This is a genomic window from Cupriavidus sp. 09_S30 (genome assembly GCF_056930435.1).
The window spans coordinates 1,884,334-1,906,282 of the sequence record NZ_JBXOWI010000001.1; the positions used below are offsets into that span (position 1 = coordinate 1,884,334).

At 60.5% G+C, this 21,949-nt stretch carries 20 protein-coding genes; 19 read left to right on the forward strand and 1 reads right to left on the reverse strand.

The features are described from left to right. Positions 1-4 precede the first annotated feature (4 nt). The 14 genes from AC1Z3O_RS09050 (at position 5) to AC1Z3O_RS09115 (ending at position 11,766) form a co-directional block, all read left to right on the forward strand. The gene (locus AC1Z3O_RS09050; protein WP_483515300.1) at positions 5-619 is read left to right on the forward strand and encodes a BON domain-containing protein; all 615 of its coding nucleotides are present in this window, start codon (positions 5-7) and stop codon (positions 617-619) included. A 468-nt stretch (positions 620-1,087) separates the two neighbouring features. Next, a complete protein-coding gene (locus AC1Z3O_RS09055) occupies positions 1,088-1,336 on the forward strand; it encodes a hypothetical protein (protein WP_483515301.1) in 249 nt (82 codons plus the stop codon). A gap of 822 nt (positions 1,337-2,158) precedes the next feature. Then, on the forward strand, positions 2,159-2,599 hold the full coding sequence (locus AC1Z3O_RS09060) for an Hsp20/alpha crystallin family protein (protein WP_483515303.1): 441 nt from the start codon (positions 2,159-2,161) through the stop codon (positions 2,597-2,599). A 15-nt stretch (positions 2,600-2,614) separates the two neighbouring features. Then, complete coding sequence (locus AC1Z3O_RS09065) at positions 2,615-3,022, forward strand: Hsp20/alpha crystallin family protein (protein WP_483515305.1); 408 nt, start codon at positions 2,615-2,617, stop codon at positions 3,020-3,022. Between the two features lie 169 nt (positions 3,023-3,191). Then, complete coding sequence (locus tag AC1Z3O_RS09070; protein WP_483515307.1) at positions 3,192-3,758, forward strand: Hsp20/alpha crystallin family protein; 567 nt, start codon at positions 3,192-3,194, stop codon at positions 3,756-3,758. Between the two features lie 208 nt (positions 3,759-3,966). Continuing rightward, positions 3,967-4,347, forward strand: coding sequence for a hypothetical protein (locus AC1Z3O_RS09075; RefSeq protein WP_483515309.1), 381 nt, complete (start codon positions 3,967-3,969; stop codon positions 4,345-4,347). 144 nt (positions 4,348-4,491) lie between these two features. Beyond that, the gene (locus AC1Z3O_RS09080; protein WP_483515311.1) at positions 4,492-4,779 is read left to right on the forward strand and encodes a co-chaperone GroES; all 288 of its coding nucleotides are present in this window, start codon (positions 4,492-4,494) and stop codon (positions 4,777-4,779) included. A 41-nt stretch (positions 4,780-4,820) separates the two neighbouring features. Then, positions 4,821-6,443 carry a chaperonin GroEL gene (groL, locus tag AC1Z3O_RS09085; RefSeq protein WP_483515313.1) on the forward strand — a complete coding sequence of 541 codons (1,623 nt, stop codon included), beginning with the start codon at positions 4,821-4,823 and terminating at the stop codon, positions 6,441-6,443. An 88-nt stretch (positions 6,444-6,531) separates the two neighbouring features. Then, a complete protein-coding gene (dnaK, locus tag AC1Z3O_RS09090; protein WP_483515315.1) occupies positions 6,532-8,469 on the forward strand; it encodes a molecular chaperone DnaK in 1,938 nt (645 codons plus the stop codon). A 92-nt stretch (positions 8,470-8,561) separates the two neighbouring features. Then, positions 8,562-8,825: a hypothetical protein gene (locus tag AC1Z3O_RS09095; RefSeq protein ID WP_483515316.1), complete on the forward strand. Its 264-nt coding sequence runs from the start codon at positions 8,562-8,564 to the stop codon at positions 8,823-8,825. Positions 8,826-9,084: 259 nt separating this feature from the next. After that, positions 9,085-9,744: a carbonic anhydrase gene (locus AC1Z3O_RS09100; RefSeq protein ID WP_483515318.1), complete on the forward strand. Its 660-nt coding sequence runs from the start codon at positions 9,085-9,087 to the stop codon at positions 9,742-9,744. A 194-nt stretch (positions 9,745-9,938) separates the two neighbouring features. Further along, positions 9,939-10,487 carry a nucleotide exchange factor GrpE gene (gene grpE / locus AC1Z3O_RS09105; protein ID WP_483515320.1) on the forward strand — a complete coding sequence of 183 codons (549 nt, stop codon included), beginning with the start codon at positions 9,939-9,941 and terminating at the stop codon, positions 10,485-10,487. 367 nt (positions 10,488-10,854) lie between these two features. Beyond that, on the forward strand, positions 10,855-11,244 hold the full coding sequence (locus AC1Z3O_RS09110) for a TraR/DksA family transcriptional regulator (protein ID WP_483515321.1): 390 nt from the start codon (positions 10,855-10,857) through the stop codon (positions 11,242-11,244). Positions 11,245-11,532: 288 nt separating this feature from the next. Beyond that, entirely contained in the window at positions 11,533-11,766 is a 234-nt protein-coding gene (locus AC1Z3O_RS09115; protein ID WP_483515323.1) for a BON domain-containing protein, read from the forward strand. Between the two features lie 241 nt (positions 11,767-12,007). Here the strand turns inward: AC1Z3O_RS09115 and secA are convergent, their stop codons facing one another. Beyond that, entirely contained in the window at positions 12,008-14,779 is a 2,772-nt protein-coding gene (secA, locus tag AC1Z3O_RS09120; RefSeq protein ID WP_483515324.1) for a preprotein translocase subunit SecA, read from the reverse strand. A 462-nt stretch (positions 14,780-15,241) separates the two neighbouring features. Here secA and AC1Z3O_RS09125 point away from each other — a divergent pair, with 462 nt between their 5' ends. From AC1Z3O_RS09125 to AC1Z3O_RS09145, 5 genes are all read left to right on the forward strand, one after another. After that, positions 15,242-16,942, forward strand: a complete 1,701-nt coding sequence (locus tag AC1Z3O_RS09125; RefSeq protein WP_483515326.1) for a phage integrase family protein — start codon at positions 15,242-15,244, stop codon at positions 16,940-16,942. A 214-nt stretch (positions 16,943-17,156) separates the two neighbouring features. After that, positions 17,157-17,627 (forward strand): helix-turn-helix domain-containing protein, encoded by a 471-nt coding sequence (locus AC1Z3O_RS09130; protein WP_483515327.1) that lies wholly within the window; start codon positions 17,157-17,159, stop codon positions 17,625-17,627. Between the two features lie 655 nt (positions 17,628-18,282). After that, on the forward strand, positions 18,283-19,818 hold the full coding sequence (locus tag AC1Z3O_RS09135; protein ID WP_483515329.1) for a transposase: 1,536 nt from the start codon (positions 18,283-18,285) through the stop codon (positions 19,816-19,818). A 112-nt stretch (positions 19,819-19,930) separates the two neighbouring features. Beyond that, positions 19,931-20,923, forward strand: coding sequence for a TniB family NTP-binding protein (locus AC1Z3O_RS09140; protein ID WP_483515331.1), 993 nt, complete (start codon positions 19,931-19,933; stop codon positions 20,921-20,923). 612 nt (positions 20,924-21,535) lie between these two features. After that, positions 21,536-21,838: a hypothetical protein gene (locus tag AC1Z3O_RS09145; RefSeq protein WP_483515333.1), complete on the forward strand. Its 303-nt coding sequence runs from the start codon at positions 21,536-21,538 to the stop codon at positions 21,836-21,838. Positions 21,839-21,949 lie beyond the last annotated feature (111 nt).

A 21,949-nucleotide genomic window follows, 5' to 3' on the forward strand; every position in this document is an offset into this window, starting at 1 on the left:
CGCTATGTCCCAAAATCCATCATTGTCGTCGCCGACCGAGTTCCAGCGCCTCCAGCGCCGCGAGCAGGGAACTTCGGACGATCAGCGTGAGGCCAGCTGTACCCAGGAGCATGCGCCGCTGACTGACTTTCGGTACGGTAGCCATTGCGGCGTGGAACGGGGCACGGACGTAGTGAATTATCTTCAAACCGGGCTGTCACACACAAACACTTTGTTGCACCCATATCACGTACAGTTCGGCGGCAAGCAGCCCGACGGGGTAGAGCGCTATGGCATGTACGGCATGGGCCCAAGCAGCAGAGTTCGGGCACCGGAATATGAGGGACTGTCGGCGCCGGGGCCGGCGGCCTTGGGGCAGAATGTGGGGAACGACTTCAGCAGCACGGTGCCTCCTCGGTCCGACACACAGCTCGTTGCAGTGATCGAAGAGCGCTTCGCGCAGACGGTCGACCCGGGTACCGTGTGTGTCGAAGCACATGAAGGCGTCGTGACATTGCGAGGCACGGTGAACGACGCCGCAACGCGCGAGGTCCTGGAAACGGAGGCTCGCAACTGCCCCGGTATCAAGGCCGTCCACAGCGAACTGTTGACACGAACCCAGACAAAGAAACCAGGGTAGCTCGGCGCGGAGCATGCCTCATCATGGCCGTCTGGGTACACGCAGCGACGACGAGGAGGCCGAGAACGCCCGCACAACATGGATCACGCAGATACGTTCCCAGCCGGAAACACGGCCCAATGTGGCAAGTCACTGGGGACCACTCCCAGACCTGAACGCTATTGGAACAAAGTGTGCTTCGCAGCCTTGGCGCATTCGCGCTAGCGCGACGTTTGCCCCTCGAATGCGGTGGAGCAGACGCTACATCTTTAGTACTGGCTTGAAAGTCTGCCGGCATAACCGAAGTCGCGTCCAGCGTAGCCATTCGTGTCCTCGAATCAGGATCAGGTTACTCGCGTGTGCTTGAGGGGTACGCCGATCGGCGGAGCAGTGACCCCGGGGCATGGCAAACTTCCAGGCTCGCCGGCGGGCCAAATGCGATGGGCCGGGGTCAGCCGCGACTACGATTGCAACCAAGGGGGAGGGAGCATGAACACCCTTACCTACACTCTGGTCACGTACCGTCCCGATGGCGCTACCAATAGGAGTGAGCACAGCATCTTCGTCAGCCGCGACTGGCAAGAGGTGGTGCACCGCACCGCAATCCTGCTCAATCAAAACGCCAGGTGCGAGACCGACCAGCCTTGGAATTTTCACCTCCTGGTGGACGGGCAGTTTGCCGGCCCCAACACACGGGAACGGCTGGTGAAGGCCGCGACCACGTGCGGGCATGACTAGTCCTTGGCGCCGCCATCGGGGACGAACCGCCGAGGCCAAACGCCATCTGTGCACGATCTGTTCTGTCGTCCCGACGCGAGCGAAAAGTGGCCCACACAGTGGGCCCGCCCGAACGAGCAAAACCACGCCTGCAGTCACCGATCGCCGTCCTTATGTCCCCTATTCAGGCATCGGTGGTGCGCACTCCTCCTTCGGCGACTCCGCGACGGTTGCGCCGGCGGTGAGAACCGGCGCGGCAATCTGACGTGCTGTACAAGACACGTTTATCGGGTCAATAACGACTCGAACAGGTCGCAATACTCGCCGATCCCGGGTTGGAGTCCCGGACCGGCGCAATCTCCGTACGCGACGTGGCTGGCAGCAAGATGAGCGACGACCTGTTCCAACGCGCCGCCAGCCAGGACCCGACCTTACGCGTCATGACTGCGTGGCGTATCTCCACAGAAAGGGCAGCGCCTATTCGACCAGCTCGCCCGGCGCTCGATGATTGCCCTCACTGATATGCAGCGGCGGAGACCTTGTGCAAATCCAGCTCCACATGCCGCAGAAGTATGTCGAGCAGCTCCGGCCGAGCGACGTCGAGGCTGTCCTTGATTGCTGCGTCGGTCCGATTCGTGACCTAAAGTGGCCGGCCGGGGTTCTCGCGCAAATGGGTACTGGCTATCGCCCTTGAAATTTGGCCGCCAGATTGCTATCTTATTTTCGCTCAGGCAGTCGCGACGTTGCGCGCTGCGTGTTTCTGTTTGTTTGCCAGCGGCTTGGCAGGTGAATGGGAGCGCGTTGCCCCTTCGCCTCCTTGCTGCATCGAAGGAGGATACGACCATGAGTGATCTCTTTTTCGGAACCGACCTGTTCAGTGAGTTCGATCGTCTGCAGCGGCAGATGGCGAGCTTGTTCGGCGGCTTCCCGTCCAGTATCCGCTCCGGCCGCTTCGGTGCGTTCCCAGCCCTCAACATTGGCACCACAGACGATTCGATCGAAATCGTCGCGTTCGCACCCGGGATCAAACAAGACAAGCTCGACGTGTCGATCGATAAGGGCCTGCTGACGATCAGCGGCGAGCGCGACGCGGCTCAGTCGGCGGATGACCCGGATGTCCGGCCATACGCGCAGGAGCGTTTCGTCGGCACTTTCCGACGGGTCGTTGAGCTGCCGCAGAACGCTGACCCCGACAAGGTGCAGGCGCGCTATGCCAACGGCTGCCTGTCGATCAGCGTCGGCAAACATGAATCGTCGAAGCCTCGCGCGATCACCGTCCAGTAACGTGAGGAGAGAACCATGAGCGAAACTACCCAAATGGTTGAGCGCGACCAAGGTGCGGTGGCGCAACGCCAGGAAGACAGCCCATCGACCAGGCTCACATTGCTGCCTGCGGTCGACATCTTCGAGGACAGCAACGGCGTCACCCTCTGGGCAGACCTGCCGGGCGTCACCAAGGACAACCTCAATGTCAATGTCCATGATGGCAACCTCCATATCGAGGCGCAGGCCGTCGTACCGACGCCGGCGAACCTGCGGGTGCAGCACGCGGAAGTCCGCGAGCCGCACTTCGCCCGTGCATTTGCGTTGAGTCCGGAGTTCGATACGTCGAAGATTGACGCGCATTTGGAAGATGGCGTGCTAAAACTCACGATCCCGCGCCGCGATGAAGCGAGGCCGCGTCGCATTGCCGTGACGACCGGGTAACGTGTCGCGCCTACTGGGGCACGCACTCGAAAAGGCATGGTGGCGTCCGGCTGGGCGCCACGATTGCCTCCCGAAATGGGGGGCGACTGACAGACCCATCGTCTTGGTGAGCTTTTTTCATGGCGTTCCCTGGCATCGAATGATGCGTCGTCACCATCAGGAGGACAAGATGAAAACAGACCTGGGAAAATGGAACCCTTTCAAGTTCCTACGCAAATCGACAGAGGACAGGCAACCGACTGCCGAGTCGTCGAACGTTCCCGCGCCAAGGCACTGGACACCGGACTGGCCGGACGTTTCGCGGCTGTTTTCAAGCGATCCCTGGCGTGCGATGGGCGAGTTTCTGCACGAACCCTTCGGCGGCTTCGGGGGATTGGATCGATGGTTCGGCGACTTCAGTTCTTCGCGCTTTCAGCCACGAATCGATGTGGTCGATGATGGCACGGCCCTGAGGATTACGGCGGAGCTGCCCGGCATGGATCGCGAGGACCTGCAGACCACCATCGAGGATGGCGCGCTGGTATTGCGGGGTGAGAAGAAGCAGGACATTCGGACCGAGGAAAACGGCTGCTACCGTCTGGAGCGGGCATACGGCGCATTCATGCGCAGTATTCCGCTGCCGGATGGCGTCGACCTCGATCACGTCGATGCGAAATTCGATCGAGGCGTATTGACGTTGCGTCTACCCAAGACCGGCTCTTCGCAATCCCCGGTGAGGAAGATCGAGGTAAAGTGAGTTGAAGATGACGCGCTTGAGCCTGTTGCCCTCAGGGGGGATATTCCCGCTGGCAATGCAAGGTGGCGTGTCTTCCGGCATAGGTGGCGCCCGGAGTGCGCGGTGCTGGCTTGCGGCCCAGCAGCGACTCCACGTGCGATGCTGAGGTCTTCAAGTCGCCGGGCTGGCCTCTATTTCGGCAGCAAACACTTTCGAGATGGAAACTTCAATGGAATTCGATTCTGAGTGGGTGACACTAGGCAGGCATCGGGTCCGGCTCAAGTGCACGCGCGGCTTTCCTACCGAGCGGACGCGTCGTGTGGCGGAGTTGGCCACAGTCGCGATTGATAACAACCTCAGCACGCAGGCCCGCTTGGTGGACGTCACGGCGCAAGGCGATTCTTACGTGATTAGCATCGGCACGACGTTCGAAAAGGACGGAGCGGCGGCCCCCCTACTGGAAGTGGCGCTGGCCGCGATGTTCGGATTGCCGCCCGAGCAGGTCACGATTGACGTTGTCGTCGTCAGTCAGGCTGAAGTGGATGTGCATATTGGCGTATATGAGCGGATGCTGGCAGAGAAGTTCGGCACCGTGCCGCCCATTCAGTGAAGCGCCAGGATCGGGCTTCCTGGGCAATAGCGCTTGTGCTTTGAATCCAGATACCGGCGTTGACACGTGAATGCCCTGAACGGCGACCCGGACTCGTCGGCCGGACAAACTCATGATCACAGTGATTGGATGAGGAGCAAGGCAATGAACATCCGTCCACTACATGATCGCGTTATCGTCAGACGCCTTAACGCAGAACACAAGACGGCCGGCGGTATTGTCATCCCCGATACCGCCGCCGAAAAGCCGGACCAGGGCGAAGTCTTGGCTGTCGGCCCCGGGAAGCGTCTTGGCGATGGCCGTGTCAGTGCGCCGAGCGTGAAGATCGGCGAGCGCGTGCTCTTTGGCAAGTATACGGGCACCACCGTCAAGCTCGAGGGAAAGGAGGTGCTGGTCATGCGTGACGAGGACATTCTGTGCGTCGTCGAGTAGAGCAAGGAACAGAAGGCTAGAGTCTCGCAAGGAGTCTCATCATGGCAGCCAAGGAGATCCAGTTTCAGGAGTCCGCGCGCCGCCGCATCGTGGCGGGAGTCAACTTGCTGGCCAACGCGGTCAAGGTCACGCTCGGTCCCAAGGGGCGCAATGTGATCCTCGAGCGATCGTTCGGGGCCCCACTGATCACCAAGGATGGGGTGTCGGTCGCCAAGGAAATCGAGCTGCGCGACAAGTTCGAGAACATGGGGGCCCAGTTGCTCAAGCAGGTTGCGGCCAAGACTTCCGACGTGGCCGGTGACGGCACCACAACCGCCACCGTGCTGGCTCAGGCGATGGTTCAGGAAGGCATGAAGGACGTGGTGGCGGGCCTCAACCCGATCGATCTGAAGCGCGGCATGGACCTGGCCGTGGGCGCGGTCGTCGAGGCGCTACGCAAGCTGAGTCGGCCCTGCACCACGAGCAAGGAGATCGGCCAGATCGGCGCAATCTCAGCCAACGCCGATGAGGCGATCGGCAAGATCATTGCTGATGCGATGGCTAAGGTCGGCAAGGACGGGGCCATCACGATTGAAGACGGCAAGTCACTGGAGAGCGAACTGGAGGTGGTGGAAGGCATGCAGTTCGATCGCGGCTATCTTTCCTCATACTTCATCAACCAGCCCGAGAAGCAAACCGTCATGCTCGAAGAGCCGTATATCCTGCTGCATGACAAGAAAATTGCGGCGATTCACGATCTGCTGCCACTGCTTGAGGCCGTGGCCAAGACCGGCAAGCCGTTGCTCGTCGTGGCCGAAGACGTGGAAGGCGAGGCGCTCGCGACCCTGGTCGTCAACACTCTGCGCGGCACCTTCAAGGCCGCCGCGGTGAAGGCGCCAGGCTTCGGCGACCGGCGCAAGGCTATGCTGGAAGACATTGCCATCCTGACCGGCGGCACGCTGATCGAGGAACAGACGGGCAAGCAGCTCAAGAGTGTCGTGCTGGAGGATCTGGGGCACGCCAAGCGCGTGGAAATTGAGAAAGAGAATACGACTCTTGTCGGCGGCGCGGGCGAGCGCACGGCAGTCGAATCTCGTATCAAGGCCATCCGGCGGCAGATCGACGAGGCCACCAGCGACTACGACAAGGAGAAGTTGCAGGAGCGGATCGCCAAGCTGTCAGGTGGCGTGGCGGTGATTCGGGTTGGCGCCGCCACTGAGGTGGAAATGAAGGAGAAGAAGGCGCGCGTCGAAGACGCTCTGCACGCCACGCGGGCCGCAGTCGAAGAAGGCATCGTGGCGGGCGGCGGCGTCGCACTGCTGCGCGCCCGCGCGCAGCTTGCGCCGCTCCTTGGCGCTAACGCCGACCAGGAAGCCGGCATCCGAATCGTGCTGCGTGCCCTGGAGGAGCCGCTGCGGCAGATCGCCGCCAATGCTGGCGAGGAAGCGTCGGTGGTGCTTAGCCGGGTACTCGGACATGACGGCAACTTCGGCTGGAATGCGGCCACCGGTGAATACGGCGATCAGTTCGAGATGGGCGTGATTGACCCGACCAAGGTGACTCGCACCGCACTACAGAACGCTGCATCGGTCGCTGGGCTGATTCTGACCACGGACGCGACCGTGGTGGACTTGCCGAAAGACCATGGCAAAGCCGCTGCGCTGTCACCGGAGCTGGCGTATTGACGAAACACGCAAGGCGTGCGGCCGGTCGCAGACGGCTTTCGCGTAACAGGGAGCACCAAACCAGGACAGCGCCAGGCGCTTGAACATCATGAGCAAGATCATCGGGATTGACCTCGGCACCACGAACTCGTGTGTGGCGCTGATGGAAGGTAACCAGGTCAAAGTGATCGAGAACTCCGAAGGCTCGCGCACGACCCCGTCGATCGTCGCCTATATGAATGACGGCGAGATCCTCGTCGGTGCACCCGCCAAGCGGCAGGCCGTCACGAATCCAAAGAACACGCTGTTTGCCGTCAAGCGGCTGATCGGCCGCCGCTACGAGGAAAAGGAAGTGCAGAAGGACATTGGCCTGATGCCCTTCACGATCTTGAAGGCTGACAACGACGACGCATGGGTCGAAGCGCAAGGCCAGAAGCTCGCCCCGCCGCAAGTCTCGGCCGAAGTACTACGCAAGATGAAGAAGACCGCCGAAGACTATCTCGGTGAGTCCGTCACCGAAGCCGTCATTACAGTCCCCGCCTACTTCAACGACAGCCAGCGCCAGGCGACGAAGGATGCCGGCCGCATTGCCGGCCTAGATGTCAAGCGGATCATTAACGAGCCGACCGCGGCCGCGCTCGCGTTCGGCCTGGATAAGAAGGAAAGCCGCGACCGCAAGATCGCCGTGTTCGACCTCGGCGGCGGCACCTTCGACATCTCCATCATCGAGATCGCTGACGTGCAAGGCGAGAAGCAATTCGAAGTGCTGTCGACGAACGGCGACACCTTCCTTGGCGGGGAAGACTTCGATCAGCGCATCATCGACTACATGATTGGCGAATTCAAGAAAGATCAGGGGGTCGATTTGTCGCGGGACGTGCTGGCGCTGCAACGTCTGAAGGAATCCGCAGAGAAGGCCAAGATCGAACTCTCGTCGAGTCTGCAGACGGAGATCAGCCTACCGTACATCACGGCCGACGCCGGCGGGCCGCGGCATCTGAACCTGAAGCTTACGCGTGCCAAGCTCGAAGCCCTGGTCGAAGACTTGGTCGAGCGCACGATGGAGCCGTGCCACATCGCGATCAAGGACGCCGGTGTATCGGTGGAAAAGATCGACGACGTCATTCTGGTGGGTGGCATGACCCGTATGCCCAGAGTACAGGAGAAGGTCAGAGCGTTCTTCGGCCGCGAGCCGCGCAAGGATGTCAACCCCGATGAAGCGGTGGCGGTGGGGGCGGCGATCCAGGGCGCGGTGCTCGCCGGTGACCGCAAGGACGTGCTGCTGCTTGACGTCACCCCGCTGTCGCTGGGCATCGAGACCCTAGGTGGTGTGATGAGCAAGATGATCACCAAGAACACCACCATTCCGACCAAGTTCGCACAGTTCTTCTCCACAGCCGATGACAACCAGGCGGCGGTGACCATCAAGGTCTACCAAGGCGAGCGAGAGATCGTCGCTGGCAACAAGCTGCTCGGCGAGTTCAACTTGGAGGGCATTGCGCCGGCGCCGCGTGGCATGCCGCAGATCGAGGTGACGTTCGACATTGATGCCAATGGCATCCTGCACGTCTCGGCAAAGGACAAGGCCACCGGCAAGGAAAACCGGATCACCATCAAGGCCAACTCCGGACTGTCTGAAGGTGAGATCCAGCGCATGGTGAAGGACGCCGAGGCTCATGCTGACGAAGACCGCCGGCAAAGGGAACTGGTCGATGCCCGCAATAGCGGTGACGCCCTGCTGCACACCACGCGTAAGGCGCTGGCCGAGTATGGCGAGAAGTTGACACCAGCTGAGAAGGCGAGGATCGAATCCGCAATCAAGGATCTCGAGGCCGCCCTGAAAACCTCCGATAAAGCCGAAATGGACGCCAAGGCGCAGGCGCTGAGCTCGGCCTCTCTAGCACTTGGTGAAAAGATCTACGCGGACGTGCAGGCCGCAGGAGCCACCGGCTCGGACCCTTCATCGAGCGCACAAGAGGCGGGCAACGAGAGGGAAAGCGAAGACGTGACGGATGTTGAGTTCAAAGATGTGAACCCCAAACGGTGAGCCAGCCGACGGCTCACTCGTACTGGACCTCTGGGTGTCCTAAACACGGGAGGACTTCCGTAGGCTCTAGGCACACAGTTGGAGGCAATGCCATGCGCAATACCATAATCGCTTCGCGGCGTGCGAGCGCGAGTCAGATTCGCGAGATTATCGGCCCAACTGATGACGAGTTGATCGCACGGATTCTCGAGATCGAGCCGACCATTGAGGATGTGCAACGCGCCTACCAATGGTTGCGGTCCGACGATCAGCCATATCGCAGCTTTGAACGTACCCTGGGGGGAAAGGCGGAGGAGGTATTCGAAGTACTTGACGACGAGTTTCCTGATTTCGATTCGCCAGGCCATCCACGGTAGCCCCCTTAGCAGATATTGCAGTAGATCCGTGGTAAGCAGGCTGGCACCGGTTCGATCATTCATACGGGCTTCATAGCCCACACACATGCTGGCTTCGCCCGTTCGAGTCGACAGCACCGATGGTGTGGCGATGATGAATTCGTTAAGACGCGGCCAATTTTAGGCCAACGTTTGATATCGGCAATAATGACTGCCGCACCGGCACAGGGGCGTCGCGAACGCTCATGCCGGCATTCGGCATTCGAACCTGGAGGGCGCCATGCGCGACATCATCGACGGCTTCTTGCGCTTTCAGCGCGAAGTCTATCCGCAACGCGTCGAGCTATTCAAGCAGCTCGCGACGACACAAAACCCGAAGGCGCTGTTTGTCACTTGCTCTGACAGCCGCGTTGTGCCCGAGCTCCTCACCCAGCGCGAGCCGGGTGAACTGTTCGTGATTCGCAACGCAGGCAACATCGTGCCATCGTACGGCCCAGAACCTGGCGGCGTATCGGCCACAGTCGAATATGCGGTCGCGGTCCTGGGCGTGCAGGACATCGTGATCTGCGGGCACTCGGACTGTGGCGCGATGGGCGCGATTTCGCGTTGCACGTGTCTTGATCACCTGCCTGCGGTCGCAAACTGGTTGCGCCATGCGGATGCTGCGAAAGCGATAAATGCGGTGCATCAGTTCGATACGCCTCGCGCCAAGCTCGACGGCCTCGTGCGTGAAAACGTGATCGCGCAACTCGCGAACCTGCGCACGCATCCGTCGGTGGCACTCGCGCTCGAACAGGGACGCATGACTCTGCACGGTTGGGTCTATGACATCGAGACGGGCAGCATCGATGCGCTCGACGGAGCGACACGACGCTTCGTGCCGCTCGCCGAGTTCCCGACAACTGTTGCAGTAGCTTCGCGCGACCGCAGACAAGTATGAAGGGTGGATGACGTGGCTGAACCTTACCCATGTGGCCCTGACCGCTTGCAGATTGCTGCTGGGCTCTACCACCGGATATCTGGAGCTTCTTACTCTGGCAATTCGACTGCCCGCCTCCAGTTGCGGGTTAGATTTGCCGGTTGACTCCCAACGGCCGCGTTTTGCGCGGGCCGTGCTTTTGGTTGCGTATCGACATGGAAGAACAGAAGCAGACACCATCCCCGACGACGCCAGCCGGCGAAGACACGAGCAAGGCGGCACCGGCCCAGGCCGAAACCGACGCCGTGGAGGATGTGGCAGCCCAGATCGCCGCACTCGAGACCAAGGCACGCGAGTACTATGACCTGTTCCTGCGCGCCACAGCCGAGGGCGAGAACATTCTCCGCCGCGCCCAGGAAGACGTGGCCAAGACCCACAAGTTCGCGATCGAGAACTTCGCCGGTCACCTGTTGCCCGTCATGGATAGCCTGCAGGCGGCGCTGGCAGATGATTCCGGTGACATCGCCAAGCTGCGCGAAGGCGTGGAACTGACGGCCCGCCAGCTCAGCAGCGCCTTCGAGAAGGGCAAGATCCTCGAGCTGAATCCGGTGGGTGAGAAGTTCGACCCGCATCGCCACCAGGCGATCTCGATGGTGCCCTCCGAGCAGGAGGCCAATACGGTGGTGGCCGTGCTGCAGCGCGGCTACCTGATTGCCGACCGCGTGCTGCGCCCGGCACTCGTGACCGTGGCGGCACCGAAGTGAGGCCGTCCGCGGTCAGCCGGCCGATGTGCCATGCGGCGCAGGTTTGCGCCGAACCGCGGCCGGTGCCGGCAGGCCCGGGCAGTACGCTGCAATCACTGCGCAACGCCGCTATCGCTCTCCTGCTTGCCAGAACAAGGAAGCGATCTGCAGATATGCCAAGCTCACGTTCGATGACGTCGACTGGGACACCAATCCCTCAGCATTGGGGGCGTCGATTTGGCACCCTCAAGTTCAACTCGGGTCTTAGCGAAGAGGAGACCCAACGGATGGTGAACGCTGCCGCGGCCCCCTGCCAGGCGGTGGAGCAGTCTCTGGCAACCGGAATCCAACACGCACTGCAGGGTTCACCGAGTTCAGGAGATCCATTATGAGCAAGCTTACAGTGCAGGAACTCGCTTCGGTAGCGGCCCAGCTTGACGCGGAAGAAGCGCAAGTACGCGCCGTCGGCTCCTCCAACACCCCAATGGCCCCAGTGGCGCAGTACGAGCCGAGGGACGAGGGTGATCTGGCCAACGAAGAGGTCATGCAGCGGAAGGATGACGCGATGCGGGACCATTACCGCATGCGTCTCGCCGACATCGACGCCGCCCGGGCGCGGATGCAGCATGGCGAGTATGGCACCTGCGTCGATTGCGGGGAGGACATCCCATTCTCACGCCTGCAGGCATACTCGACCGCCAAGCGTTGTGCAGACTGCCAGAGGCGGCGCGAGCGTCTGTATGCGCGACAGGCGGAGCGCGTATTTCGGGGCGTGTGATCAGCGATCTCCGCTTGCGCAGTGGAACAACAGCAGGCTAAGCATCCGCGGCGGGCACGACAGTGCGTTCGCGAGAGTCTGCCTAGTACCGCGCGGGCGCATCCCAAGGGCGTATGCCCCTTCGATATGCTGCATGCCAGAAGCTGCTCCACTCTAGTAAGGCCTGTAAGCACGTGTAACGCAGTACGGCTTAGCTGGAACTCAATACGTAAGGGTGGGCGGATGCGGCGAGCAGGTGGCCCGAGAGCTACCGTGTTGCGCATTGACGGTCCGTTAGAGGAGACCGAGATGAAACCAGTCCAAAGACTGCTGAATGACACCGCGATTACCATGAAGGTAAGAGCTGAGCTTCTCGCAGCGAAGGGCCTCAATTCCACTGGCATCATGGTCAGCACCAACAATGGTGTGGTGCATCTTGGCGGCAAAGTGAAGAGTGATAGCGATCACCTGACGGCACTCAAGGCGGCCATATCGGTGACGGGGGTCAGCACAGTGGAAGATGAGTTGCAGGTTGGCGAGTAGGCGGCAGAACCGCCTACAACCATCATCCCCAATAGTTGCGGTGATGAGGCAGACTGGCCCGGCGCGCGCTATGCGTCCCGTTTCCAGCCAGGTTCTCGCTTGTTCAGACACTGACAGAGTGGGCCGCAGACCTGGGCGACAGAAATCGCGCTATATTGCGCTATAGGGGGCATGCCGGGATAAAGCCGGAAATGACACACGTCGTTACCTCCTGGTCTTTCCCGCGCAGGTGTGCCCGGGCTCAGCTGAGCTTGCCGTGGCACTGCTTGAACTTCTTGCCCGAGCCGCACGGGCAGGGGTCGTTCCGGCCCACCTTGGGCAGGCCCGCCGCAGCCGCGGCGCCGGCGGCGATCGCCGTGCGCGCCGGCTGCACCTCCTCCATTGGCTCGCCGCCCTCATCCAGCTCGTCGTGCTTGTACTGCACGTTCTCCAGGTGCGACAGACCTTCCTCGATCTGCTCGGATGCCTGCTCCAGCTCTTCCGACGTCTGGATCTGCACGTTGAAGATGACGCGCGTGACCTCGTTCTTGATCACGTCCAGCAGGCGCGCGAACAGCTCGAACGATTCGCGCTTGTATTCCTGCTTGGGATCCTTCTGCGCATAGCCGCGCAGGTGGATGCCCTGGCGCAGGTGGTCGAGCGCGGCCAGGTGCTCGCGCCAGTGCGTGTCGATGCTCTGCAGCATGACCGAGCGCTCGAAGCCCGAGAACGACTCGCGCCCGACCTGGGCGACCTTGCCGTCGTAGCGCTCGTTGGCGGCGCCCATGATCATGGTCAGCAGCTGCTCGTCCTCGATGCTCTGCGCCGCCTCGATGGTCGAAGCCAGCGGCAACGGCAGGCCCCATTCGTCGCGCAGCTTGGCCTCCAGGCCGCCGATGTCCCACTGCTCTTCCATGGTGTCGGCCGGCACGTGCTCGCGGAACATCTCTTCCAGCACGCTCTCGCGCAGGTTCTTCACCATTTCGCCGACGTCATTGGCCTCGAGCACCTCGTTGCGCAGCTTGTAGATTTCCTTGCGCTGGTCGTTGGCGACGTCGTCGTACTGCAGCAGTTGCTTGCGGATGTCGAAGTTGCGGCCTTCCACCTTGCGCTGCGCCGACTCGATCGAGCGGGTCACGATGCCGGCCTCGATGGGCTCGCCCTCGGGCATCTTCAGGCGCTCCATGATCGCGCGCACGCGGTCGCCGGCGAAGATGCGCAGCAGCTGGTCGTCCAGCGACAGGTAGAAGCGCGAGGAGCCCGGGTCGCCCTGGCGGCCGGCACGGCCGCGCAGCTGGTTGTCGATGCGGCGCGACTCATGGCGCTCGGTACCCACGATGTGCAGGCCGCCGGAGGCCTTGACCTGCTCGTGCAGCGACTTCCATTCGTCCTTCAGCGTGGTGATGCGCGCCGACTTCGCGGCATCGGACAGGCTCTCGTCGGCCTCGATGAAGCCGGCCTGCTTCTCCACGTTGCCGCCCAGCACGATGTCGGTGCCGCGGCCCGCCATATTGGTGGCGATGGTGATCATCTTGGGTCGGCCGGCCTGCGCGACGATCTCGGCCTCGCGCGCGTGCTGCTTGGCGTTGAGCACCTGGTGCGGCAGCTTTTCCTTGTTCAGCAGGTCGGACAGGTATTCCGAGGTCTCGATCGAGGTGGTGCCCACCAGCACCGGCTGGCCGCGCTCGTGGCAGTCGCGGATGTCGCGCACCACGGCGTCGTAGCGCTCCTTGGACGTCTTGTAGATCTGGTCCTGCAGGTCCTTGCGCTGAGCCGGGCGGTTGGTCGGGATCACCACCACTTCCAGGCCGTAGATCTCCTGGAATTCATAGGCTTCCGTGTCGGCCGTGCCGGTCATGCCGGCCAGCTTCTCGTACATGCGGAAGTAATTCTGGAAGGTGATGGTGGCCAGCGTCTGGTTTTCCTGCTGGACGGTCACGCCTTCCTTGGCCTCGACCGCCTGGTGCAGGCCGTCGGACCAGCGGCGGCCCGTCATCAGGCGGCCGGTGAATTCGTCGACGATGATGACCTCGTCGTTCTGCACCACGTAGTGCTGGTCGCGGTGGAACAGGCTGTAGGCGCGCAGGGCAGCGTACAGGTGGTGCATCAGCGTGATGTTCTGCGGCGCGTAGAGCGACTCGCCCTCGCCGATCAGGCCCATCTCGGACAAGACGACCTCGGCCTTCTCGTGGCCGGACTCGGTCAGGTAGACCTGGTGGCCCTTCTCGTCGACGTAGTAGTCACCGGGCTTCTCCACGCCGGTGCCGTCGGCCTTCTCTTCGCCGATCTGGCGCTCCAGCAGCTTGGGAATGCCGTTCATGCGCTGGTACAGGTCGGTCTGGTTCTCCGCCTGGCCCGAGATGATCAGCGGCGTGCGCGCCTCATCGATCAGGATGGAGTCCACTTCGTCGACGATAGCGTAGTGCAGCGGGCGCTGCACGCGCTGCGACGGGTCATAGACCATGTTGTCGCGCAGGTAGTCGAAGCCGAACTCGTTGTTCGTGCCGTAGGTGATGTCGGCGTTGTACGCAGCCTGCTTCTGGTCGTGCGCCATCTGCGACAGGTTCACGCCCACCGACAGGCCCAGGAAGTTGTACAGACGCCCCATCCACTCGGCATCGCGCTGGGCCAGGTAGTCGTTGACCGTGACCACGTGCACGCCCTTGCCGGTGATGGCGTTCAGGTAGACCGCCAGCGTGGCGGTCAGCGTCTTGCCCTCGCCGGTGCGCATTTCGGCGATCTTGTTGTCGTTGAGCACCATGCCGCCGATCAGCTGCACGTCGAAGTGGCGCATCTTCATCACGCGCTTGCTGGCCTCGCGGCACACCGCGAAGGCTTCGGGCAGCAAGGCTTCCAACGACTCGCCGGCCGCGTGGCGCTGGCGGAAAGTCTCGGTCATGCCCCGCAACTCATCGTCCGTCAGCTTCTCGAACTGGGGCTCCAGCGCATTAATCTGCGCGACGGCCCGGCGATATTGTTTGATCAGCCGCTCATTGCGGCTGCCGAAGACTTTCTTCAGAAGGCCCGTGATCATCGATTGCTTTCACCTGCGCGGAACCAGACTGGAGGCTAAGCGAGCAAGACGCCGAGCGCCGGGGTCGCGGTCAGCTTACCGGCAGGCTTTGACAAAACTGCATTCCTCAACGTAGATCGAGCCGACGCGGGAAGGTTCAATCCTCCACCGGCCCCGCGGCAACAGCCGTCGCCGGTAGCAGCGGCAGCTTCTAGGGGCCAGTTCGGATTGCGTGGCACACCGTTCACATGCGCCTCGAAATGCGGGTGCGCCGGTGGAGCGGCCAGCGCAACCCACTGGGCGATCGGCTAGCCGGCCTGAACCAACCGAAGACTCAGCTCGTGGACGTCTCCCCCGTGAGCGACGCATGGTGCGAGCGACAGTTTATCGAAACCCAGGAGCTCGTTAAGCAGTTAGCCATTCAGTGCCATTGCGATAACTCTTCTTATCATAATAGCAGTGTTGATGCGCTAAACTGGCGGCATGAAAAGCTGTCCCGCCCTGAACGCCGAAACGCCGCCCCCACCGTCCGCCTTCCCGGATGCCGCCTCGCTGGCCGCATTGCGCGCCTGGCATGCCGGGCTGGCGACCCGGGAGGCCGTCGCCCGGTACCTGGGCGAGGAGCGAGCGCAGGGGCAGTCGTCGCGCGGCATCCTCGGGCGCATCCGCCGCCAGCTTGCCGCGTACGCGCGCACGCGCCAGCGCGAAGACCTAGCCCAGCTGTTTGAAATCTCCGCGGCCGAGCGGGCCGGGAAGGGCAGGGCCGCAGACCAAGCCATCGAATGGTTGCGCGCGCTGCCGGCACCGATGCCAGCAATCAGCGACGACATCGCGCTGTGGCTGGCGCCGCGGACGGTTGCCGCACTGCGGGCACAGGGCATTGACACACTAGCCGCGCTGACGGTGCGTGTGCCGCGCCGGCGCCGCTGGTGGGCCGTCATTCCTGGCCTTGGCTCCGCCGGCGCCCGGCAGGTCGAAGCCTTCTTCGCCCGGCATCCGCAACTCACCGAACGCGCCCGAGCGCTGATCGCGGAACAAGCCCGTGGCGTGGTGGTGCCATGGGAGCAGTTGCGCCTGCCGCATGAAGTCGACGGCTCGCAAGGGCAGTTTCGTGCGCCACGTGACAGCTGCGTCCTCACGGCCGACAACGACTACGAGGCGGTGCAGGCTTGGCTATCGCTGCACGAATCGTCCGCAACGCAGCGGGCCTACCGCAAGGAAGCGGAGCGCCTGATCCTGTGGGCAATCATCGAGCGCGGCCGCCCGCTGTCTTCTTTGACTACCGAGGACGCCGTCGCCTACCGGGGCTTCCTGCGCAGACCGACGCCCCGCGAGCGCTGGGTCGGTCCGGCACGCTCGCGCACGTCCGTCGAATGGCGTCCGTTCACGGGCGGCCTGTCGGCGCGCTCGACTGCCCATGCGCTGTCGATATTGGGGGCGATGTTCCGCTGGCTGATCCAGCAACGCTATGTGCTGGCCAATCCGTTCGCCGGGATCAAAGTCCGGGGAGGTGGGCGGACGGTTGCCCTGGACAGCTCCCACGCGTTCACCGAAGGCGAATGGGAGTTGGCCCGCACCATTGCCGACGGCCTGGAGTGGTCGTATGGCTGGGACGCGTCGGCGGCGCAGCGGCTGCGATTCTTGCTCGACTTCGGCTATGCGACCGGGCTGCGGGCCAGCGAACTCGTTTCCGCGAAGCTGGGTGACATCGAGACCGACGGGCAGGGCGACCATTGGCTCAGGCTGGTAGGCAAGGGCGGTCGCGCCGGTAAGGTCGCGCTGCCACCACTGGCCCGGGCCGCACTCGATCGTTATCTGGTCGAGCGGGGGTTACCCGTGACGCGGGGACGCTGGAATCCCAACACGCTGCTGATTGGTGGGCTTGGGCTGGATGCGCACAGTGGCATCACGGGGACGCGGCTGTGGGGAGTGGTCAGGAGGTTTTTCTGGACGACCGCTGGCACTATCGAGGGCGATCATCCCACGCTGGCTGACAAGCTGCGAAAGGCCAGTCCACACTGGATGCGTCACACCCATGCGAGCCACGCGCTAGCGCGTGGCGTGGAACTGACCACGGTGCGCGATAACCTGCGACACGCCTCTATCTCAACCACGTCGATCTATCTCCATGGCGATGACGTCAAGCGTGCGCGGCAGCTGAGCGGCGCCTTTGCCGCGCGTTGACGCCTCAAGTCGTTAGAACTAGCCCAACTGAGCACATTTTCCTGCTTACCAAAACAAGTACAAAACAGCAGTGAGGTGACCTTGTCAGAGAAGATGAATTTCAGATGCAGGTTAGTCAGTCGAGCATTACTTTGTTGTCTATGAATGCCCACAATTGTTGGATGACAGAAACGTGAGCAGGGGCTAGGCTCAATTGGGTCGAGGCCGACAGTAAATGCTGCAAAGAATCTTTGGTGCATTGCTGGCGAAGTTTGGGTCGACGCCTGCTATGTCCGAGCTCGGTGACTTTGTCCGGCGGCATCGTGTAGGGAAAGCGATGACCCAATCACAACTGGCTTGTCGTGTGGGAGTCGACGCGACCTATATCAGCGCGATTGAGGTCGGTAAGAAGATCCCAAATGGGTCGGTATTGCTCGGCGCGCTTGCGATTGCGCTTGATTTGTCAGCAGACGAAGTTCGGGCCCTACGGTTGGCGGCCGACCTTTCCCAGCGGACGTTTCGGCTCGCGCATGCGATTTCGCCCGCCAAGATTGTGGTCATACGCAAGCTGCTGGAGGAAGTTCCGCAACTGACTGATCGCGAAGCCCAGATGTTGCTGTCCATTGTGGACACTTGGAACGACGCGCGTCGGGCAAGTCGTCCAACGCCAGCCCAGCTGTCCGCGGCAGAAGGAGGCGCCATGTAACAAAAAAGCGCCACAGGCCGGAGGCTTGCGGCGCTTGGGTCGAGATTTACGTTGAAACCTCGAGTTTCGGCAACTCCAGTCTGAACGTGTCCCACCCGGGCGTCAAGCCCTCCCCCCGTTTACCGTTAGAGATCGTCTGCACGCTAGACCAAAAAGGGTCGTGGTGAGGTCTTCGTTCGCCTTTCGTGGAGCGAAGTACGACATCCATCGGTCGGCGCAAGCAGGCCTCGATTTGCATCCGTCGCTCGTTGTCGGTGATGCGTCGTACTCCTTTGATTCGACGATGTCCGCTGACACCCAGATCGGACATGCAATGGAGGACATCATGGCTGGATTCTCAATTCGGAAGGGCACAGTGTTTGAGCGAGAACAAGCTCCGGTCAGGATCGTGCGAATTGCCACAGACGGTGCGGTTGTCTTAGAAGACCTACGGACCGGCCGCGCCTACACATGTAGCACAGAGGACCTGCTGGATCAGTACTTGACGGGGAAGCTTGTTGGATGCGATGTGGCCCCAGCGCATTCTGTGAAACCGGTCAGATACGAGCGGCCTCTTGACGACTTGCCTGACGCGGTCAAGGCGGAAGCATTCAAGCGAAAGCGGTATCTGGACTATCTCGCTGAAGCGGGAGGGGTTCCCTGGAGTAGCGCGCAGATGGGCGAGCTGATCCGGGCTGCCGCCGAGGTGTTTCGGGATAGCAAGCCGCCCGCTGTCAGCACGCTTTACCGCTGGCACCGCCGCCTTTTGCTCGCCAATGACGTACGCGCGCTGGTCCCGCAATACCACCGACGTGGGCCCACCAAGCCGCATACCAGCGCCGAGGTCCTCGCACTGTTTGCGCAGGCGCTTGATCAAACGTCCAAGACTATGCAGCGCAGCAGCATGGCAGATGTCGAGGCGGAACTGCGTGTGCTAATCGAACAAGAGAACTACGGGCGGCCGGTACAACAGCAGCTGAAGATGCCGACTCGTCGCACGCTGTATCGAATCGCGCCTCGTCTTGAGGAATATGGTTTGACCAGCAGCGAGGCAGGCGCCGGCCATGGGCGTCGCAAGATCAAACTGACCAGTCATAGCGTGAGGACGAAGGGAATACTAGAACGGGTGGAGATTGACCATACGCCGATGGACGTATTCGTTGTTGACGACAAGACCCTTCTGCCCTGGGGAAGGCCGCTGTTGACAATGCTCATTGATCACTACAGCCGCATGCCGACAGGCTACTACTTGAGTTTCGGTGGACCATCGACGAACGCGGTGCTGAAAGCACTTCGACATGCGATTCTCCCAAAGCGACCTGCAGCGAGTGTCATTCCGGGTCTGCATGTGAATCATCAGTGGCCTTGCTATGGCTTGATCCACCGCCTGGTAGTGGACAATGGCTTGGAGTTTCATAGCGACGCGCTGGAAAGAGCGGGCTTCGAATTGAATATGGATGTGTCGTATTGCCCAGTACGACAGCCTCGTTTCAAGGGGACCATCGAGCGCTTTCTCAAAACGTTGAACTATGGCTTCGCGCATTGTCTGCCCGGCACAAGCCTGGCTCATTTCACGCAGCGAGGGGACTACGATCCCCTTAAACACGCCATCCTGACGCTAGGCGAACTTAAGCACGTCTTGGAGAAGTGGCTGCTCGACGTGTACGCGCAAACGCCGCATAGGAGTCTTGACGCGGCTCCGTACCAAGTCTGGGAGGCGTCGGCGGCAGCAAATCCTCCTCGCTTGCCGCAGGAAGCCATCCACTTGATGCCTGCGCTTGGAATTCCCACGACACGCCATGTCCGACATGACGGCGTTACGCTGGCAGGTCTCCGGTACAGCGCTGACGCGTTGATTTCGATCATGCAGCGCTTCCGTGAAGGCGTCAGTGTTCGCGTGGTGTATGACCCAGAGGATCTCGGCAAGATTCTGGTATGGGCGCCCGGCGAAAACGCCCCGTTCGTTGCACCTGCAGTTTGGGTCGACTACGCCGACGGCCTCACGTTGATCCAACACAGGTTGATTCGCGCGATTGTCAGGGAGCACCGGATGGACGAACAGCGCGAGTCGTCGCTCTTGTATGCCAAGTCGGAATTGGCTCAAGCAATGCGCGATCTCATGAGCAACCGAAGCCTACGCTCACGCAAGAAGTTTGCGCGCATTCATGGTGCCAATAGTGCTCAGACCGGCCAAGAGACTCCTTCCAGATGAAGCACATACCAATGGCCGGGAATCTCAACGGCGGGGGGTGAGCAAAAACCCCACGCTGTGCGGGATCAAACCTTTTCCAAGAATGCGGATTCGTTAGCTACGGAGACGAACCATGGGAAAAATATTGCCGCAGGAATTTTTGAAGGCGATCGCCTCCATGAAGAGTAATGTATTCATGTTCCCGCGCTTCAAAAATGCATACGACCAGATTTGTCAGGCAATTGAGCTTTATCGGACTGTCGGGATTGCAGAAAACCATCTTGTCCTGGGTTCGTCGGGTTGTGGGAAGTCTACCTTGTGCAAGCTGATCGTCTCGACAAATAAAGGTAGAAGGGAGCGTGAGCGCAACATTGTTCCGATCCTATATATGGAAATTCCCGCTCTTGCGACAATTAGCGCGCTAGTCGAGGGGTTGCTGAATATTCTTGGGGATCCTGGGCCTAGGGTCGGAACAGTTATCGAAAAAACAGATCGATTGGGTTGTTTGGCGAGGGGGTGTGGTGTGTTGCTGATTATTCTGGACGAGATGCAGCATGTTCATGATCGCGGAAAAATCCTGACCATTTCGAAGGTTGCGGACTGGATTAAATCCTTAACTAATATAGTCGGATGTCCGATAATGTTGGTCGGGTTGCCACGTACTCAGCATCTAGTCAATGCTAATGAGCAGTTACGGAGGCGATTTAGCGCAACTTTGTACCTGGGGCGGTTCGATCTTGATGAAGAAGCCGAAGCCGATGTCAATGAATTTGCCGGGGTTGTTGTGTCATTCCTTGATAGTATGCCGCTGCGTTGCGCATTGCGGCCGGATGCATCCGCGGACGACCTGAGGAAGTTCTATTACGCGACAGATGGAAGGGTAGGGTATCTCGCGAGTCTGCTAGCCCGTGCGCTGCTATTGGCTCACAAGAATGATCTTTGTGTCATCGATAACACCCTTCTGGAGCAAGCTTTCAAAGTGGAGATCTGGTATGAGGGTGTCGCTGAAAACAATCCCTTCTCGAAGAATTTCTGTGGGCGAATGCTAAATAGCTACGGGGAGCCATTCTACGAACCACCCATTGCCAAGAAGGTTTCGGCGCCAAGTCTTATCGACCGTTTATAAGGGACGGGTGATATGAAGACGCGCACAGGATTCGCACTATGCGATTTCCCACTCAGACCACCAGCGAGGCTTGACGAAAGCGTACGGATGTACATCCATCGCGTGTATTGTGCGAACGGTCATCGGCCGCGAATTCCATTCTTTGAGCGCTGGCGTATCCGCCAATGGTTTGGTGTCATGGGTAGGTTGAATGATTTGGCGTACCATGAAGTTCCGTTCATCGAAACAGATAAATATCAACGCGCTCCGGGAAGAAAATTTGAGAATCGCTATGTTAAATATTGTTGTGGGTGCGCTAAGGAGTTTGGCTACCAATTGTGGATAGTAGATTATTATGAATGCCTTATATGCCCAGTTCATTTGGAGCCATTGCTTCATAAATGCCATGCTTGTGGCCGACTAGTACAGCCAGCTATGGTTCTTTGTCACCAATGTGCTTGTGGATTTGATGTTAGGGAAACACCGGTGATAAGCGTTCGCGCAGATTCCGCGGTATGGGAGTTGATACTCGGATCCTATTTCAAGAGCGTTACAATTAGACGGAAAGTCGAGAGCAATCGGCGGTCATTGCCGCTTTGGATTCGGTCTTTAGGTATCGTCGACGCGATAGAGATGGTCGTGGATCTCCATTCGCTGCTTGGCGAGCCTCCGAATCCCTTTATTAGTAGCGTGGTCAGAGACGCGCTTATCGATTGGCCAAAGCGATTTCGAAAACACCTCGCCGAAGCAGCGCTAACCTACCCATGGGTTGTTGAAAAAGATAGGCCGGCGACCACATTGAGCACCATTAGTTTTCACTCCTTCCTGGTGGCAGCGTCAAAATGCCTGACGCCAGAGATTGCAAGGCAGGTGAATCTTCTGATCGACGAAACGGAGGTGGGCAACAGGCATGATAGAGAAAGTCCTGCAGTCTAGATTCCGAGAAATTCCGACAATTGTGTCTCAGCTGCTAGATTTGAGCTGGAATTCTGTCGCGTCACCTCGACTCAAGCGACATAAAAAGATAAAAATCGCCAATTGATCAGT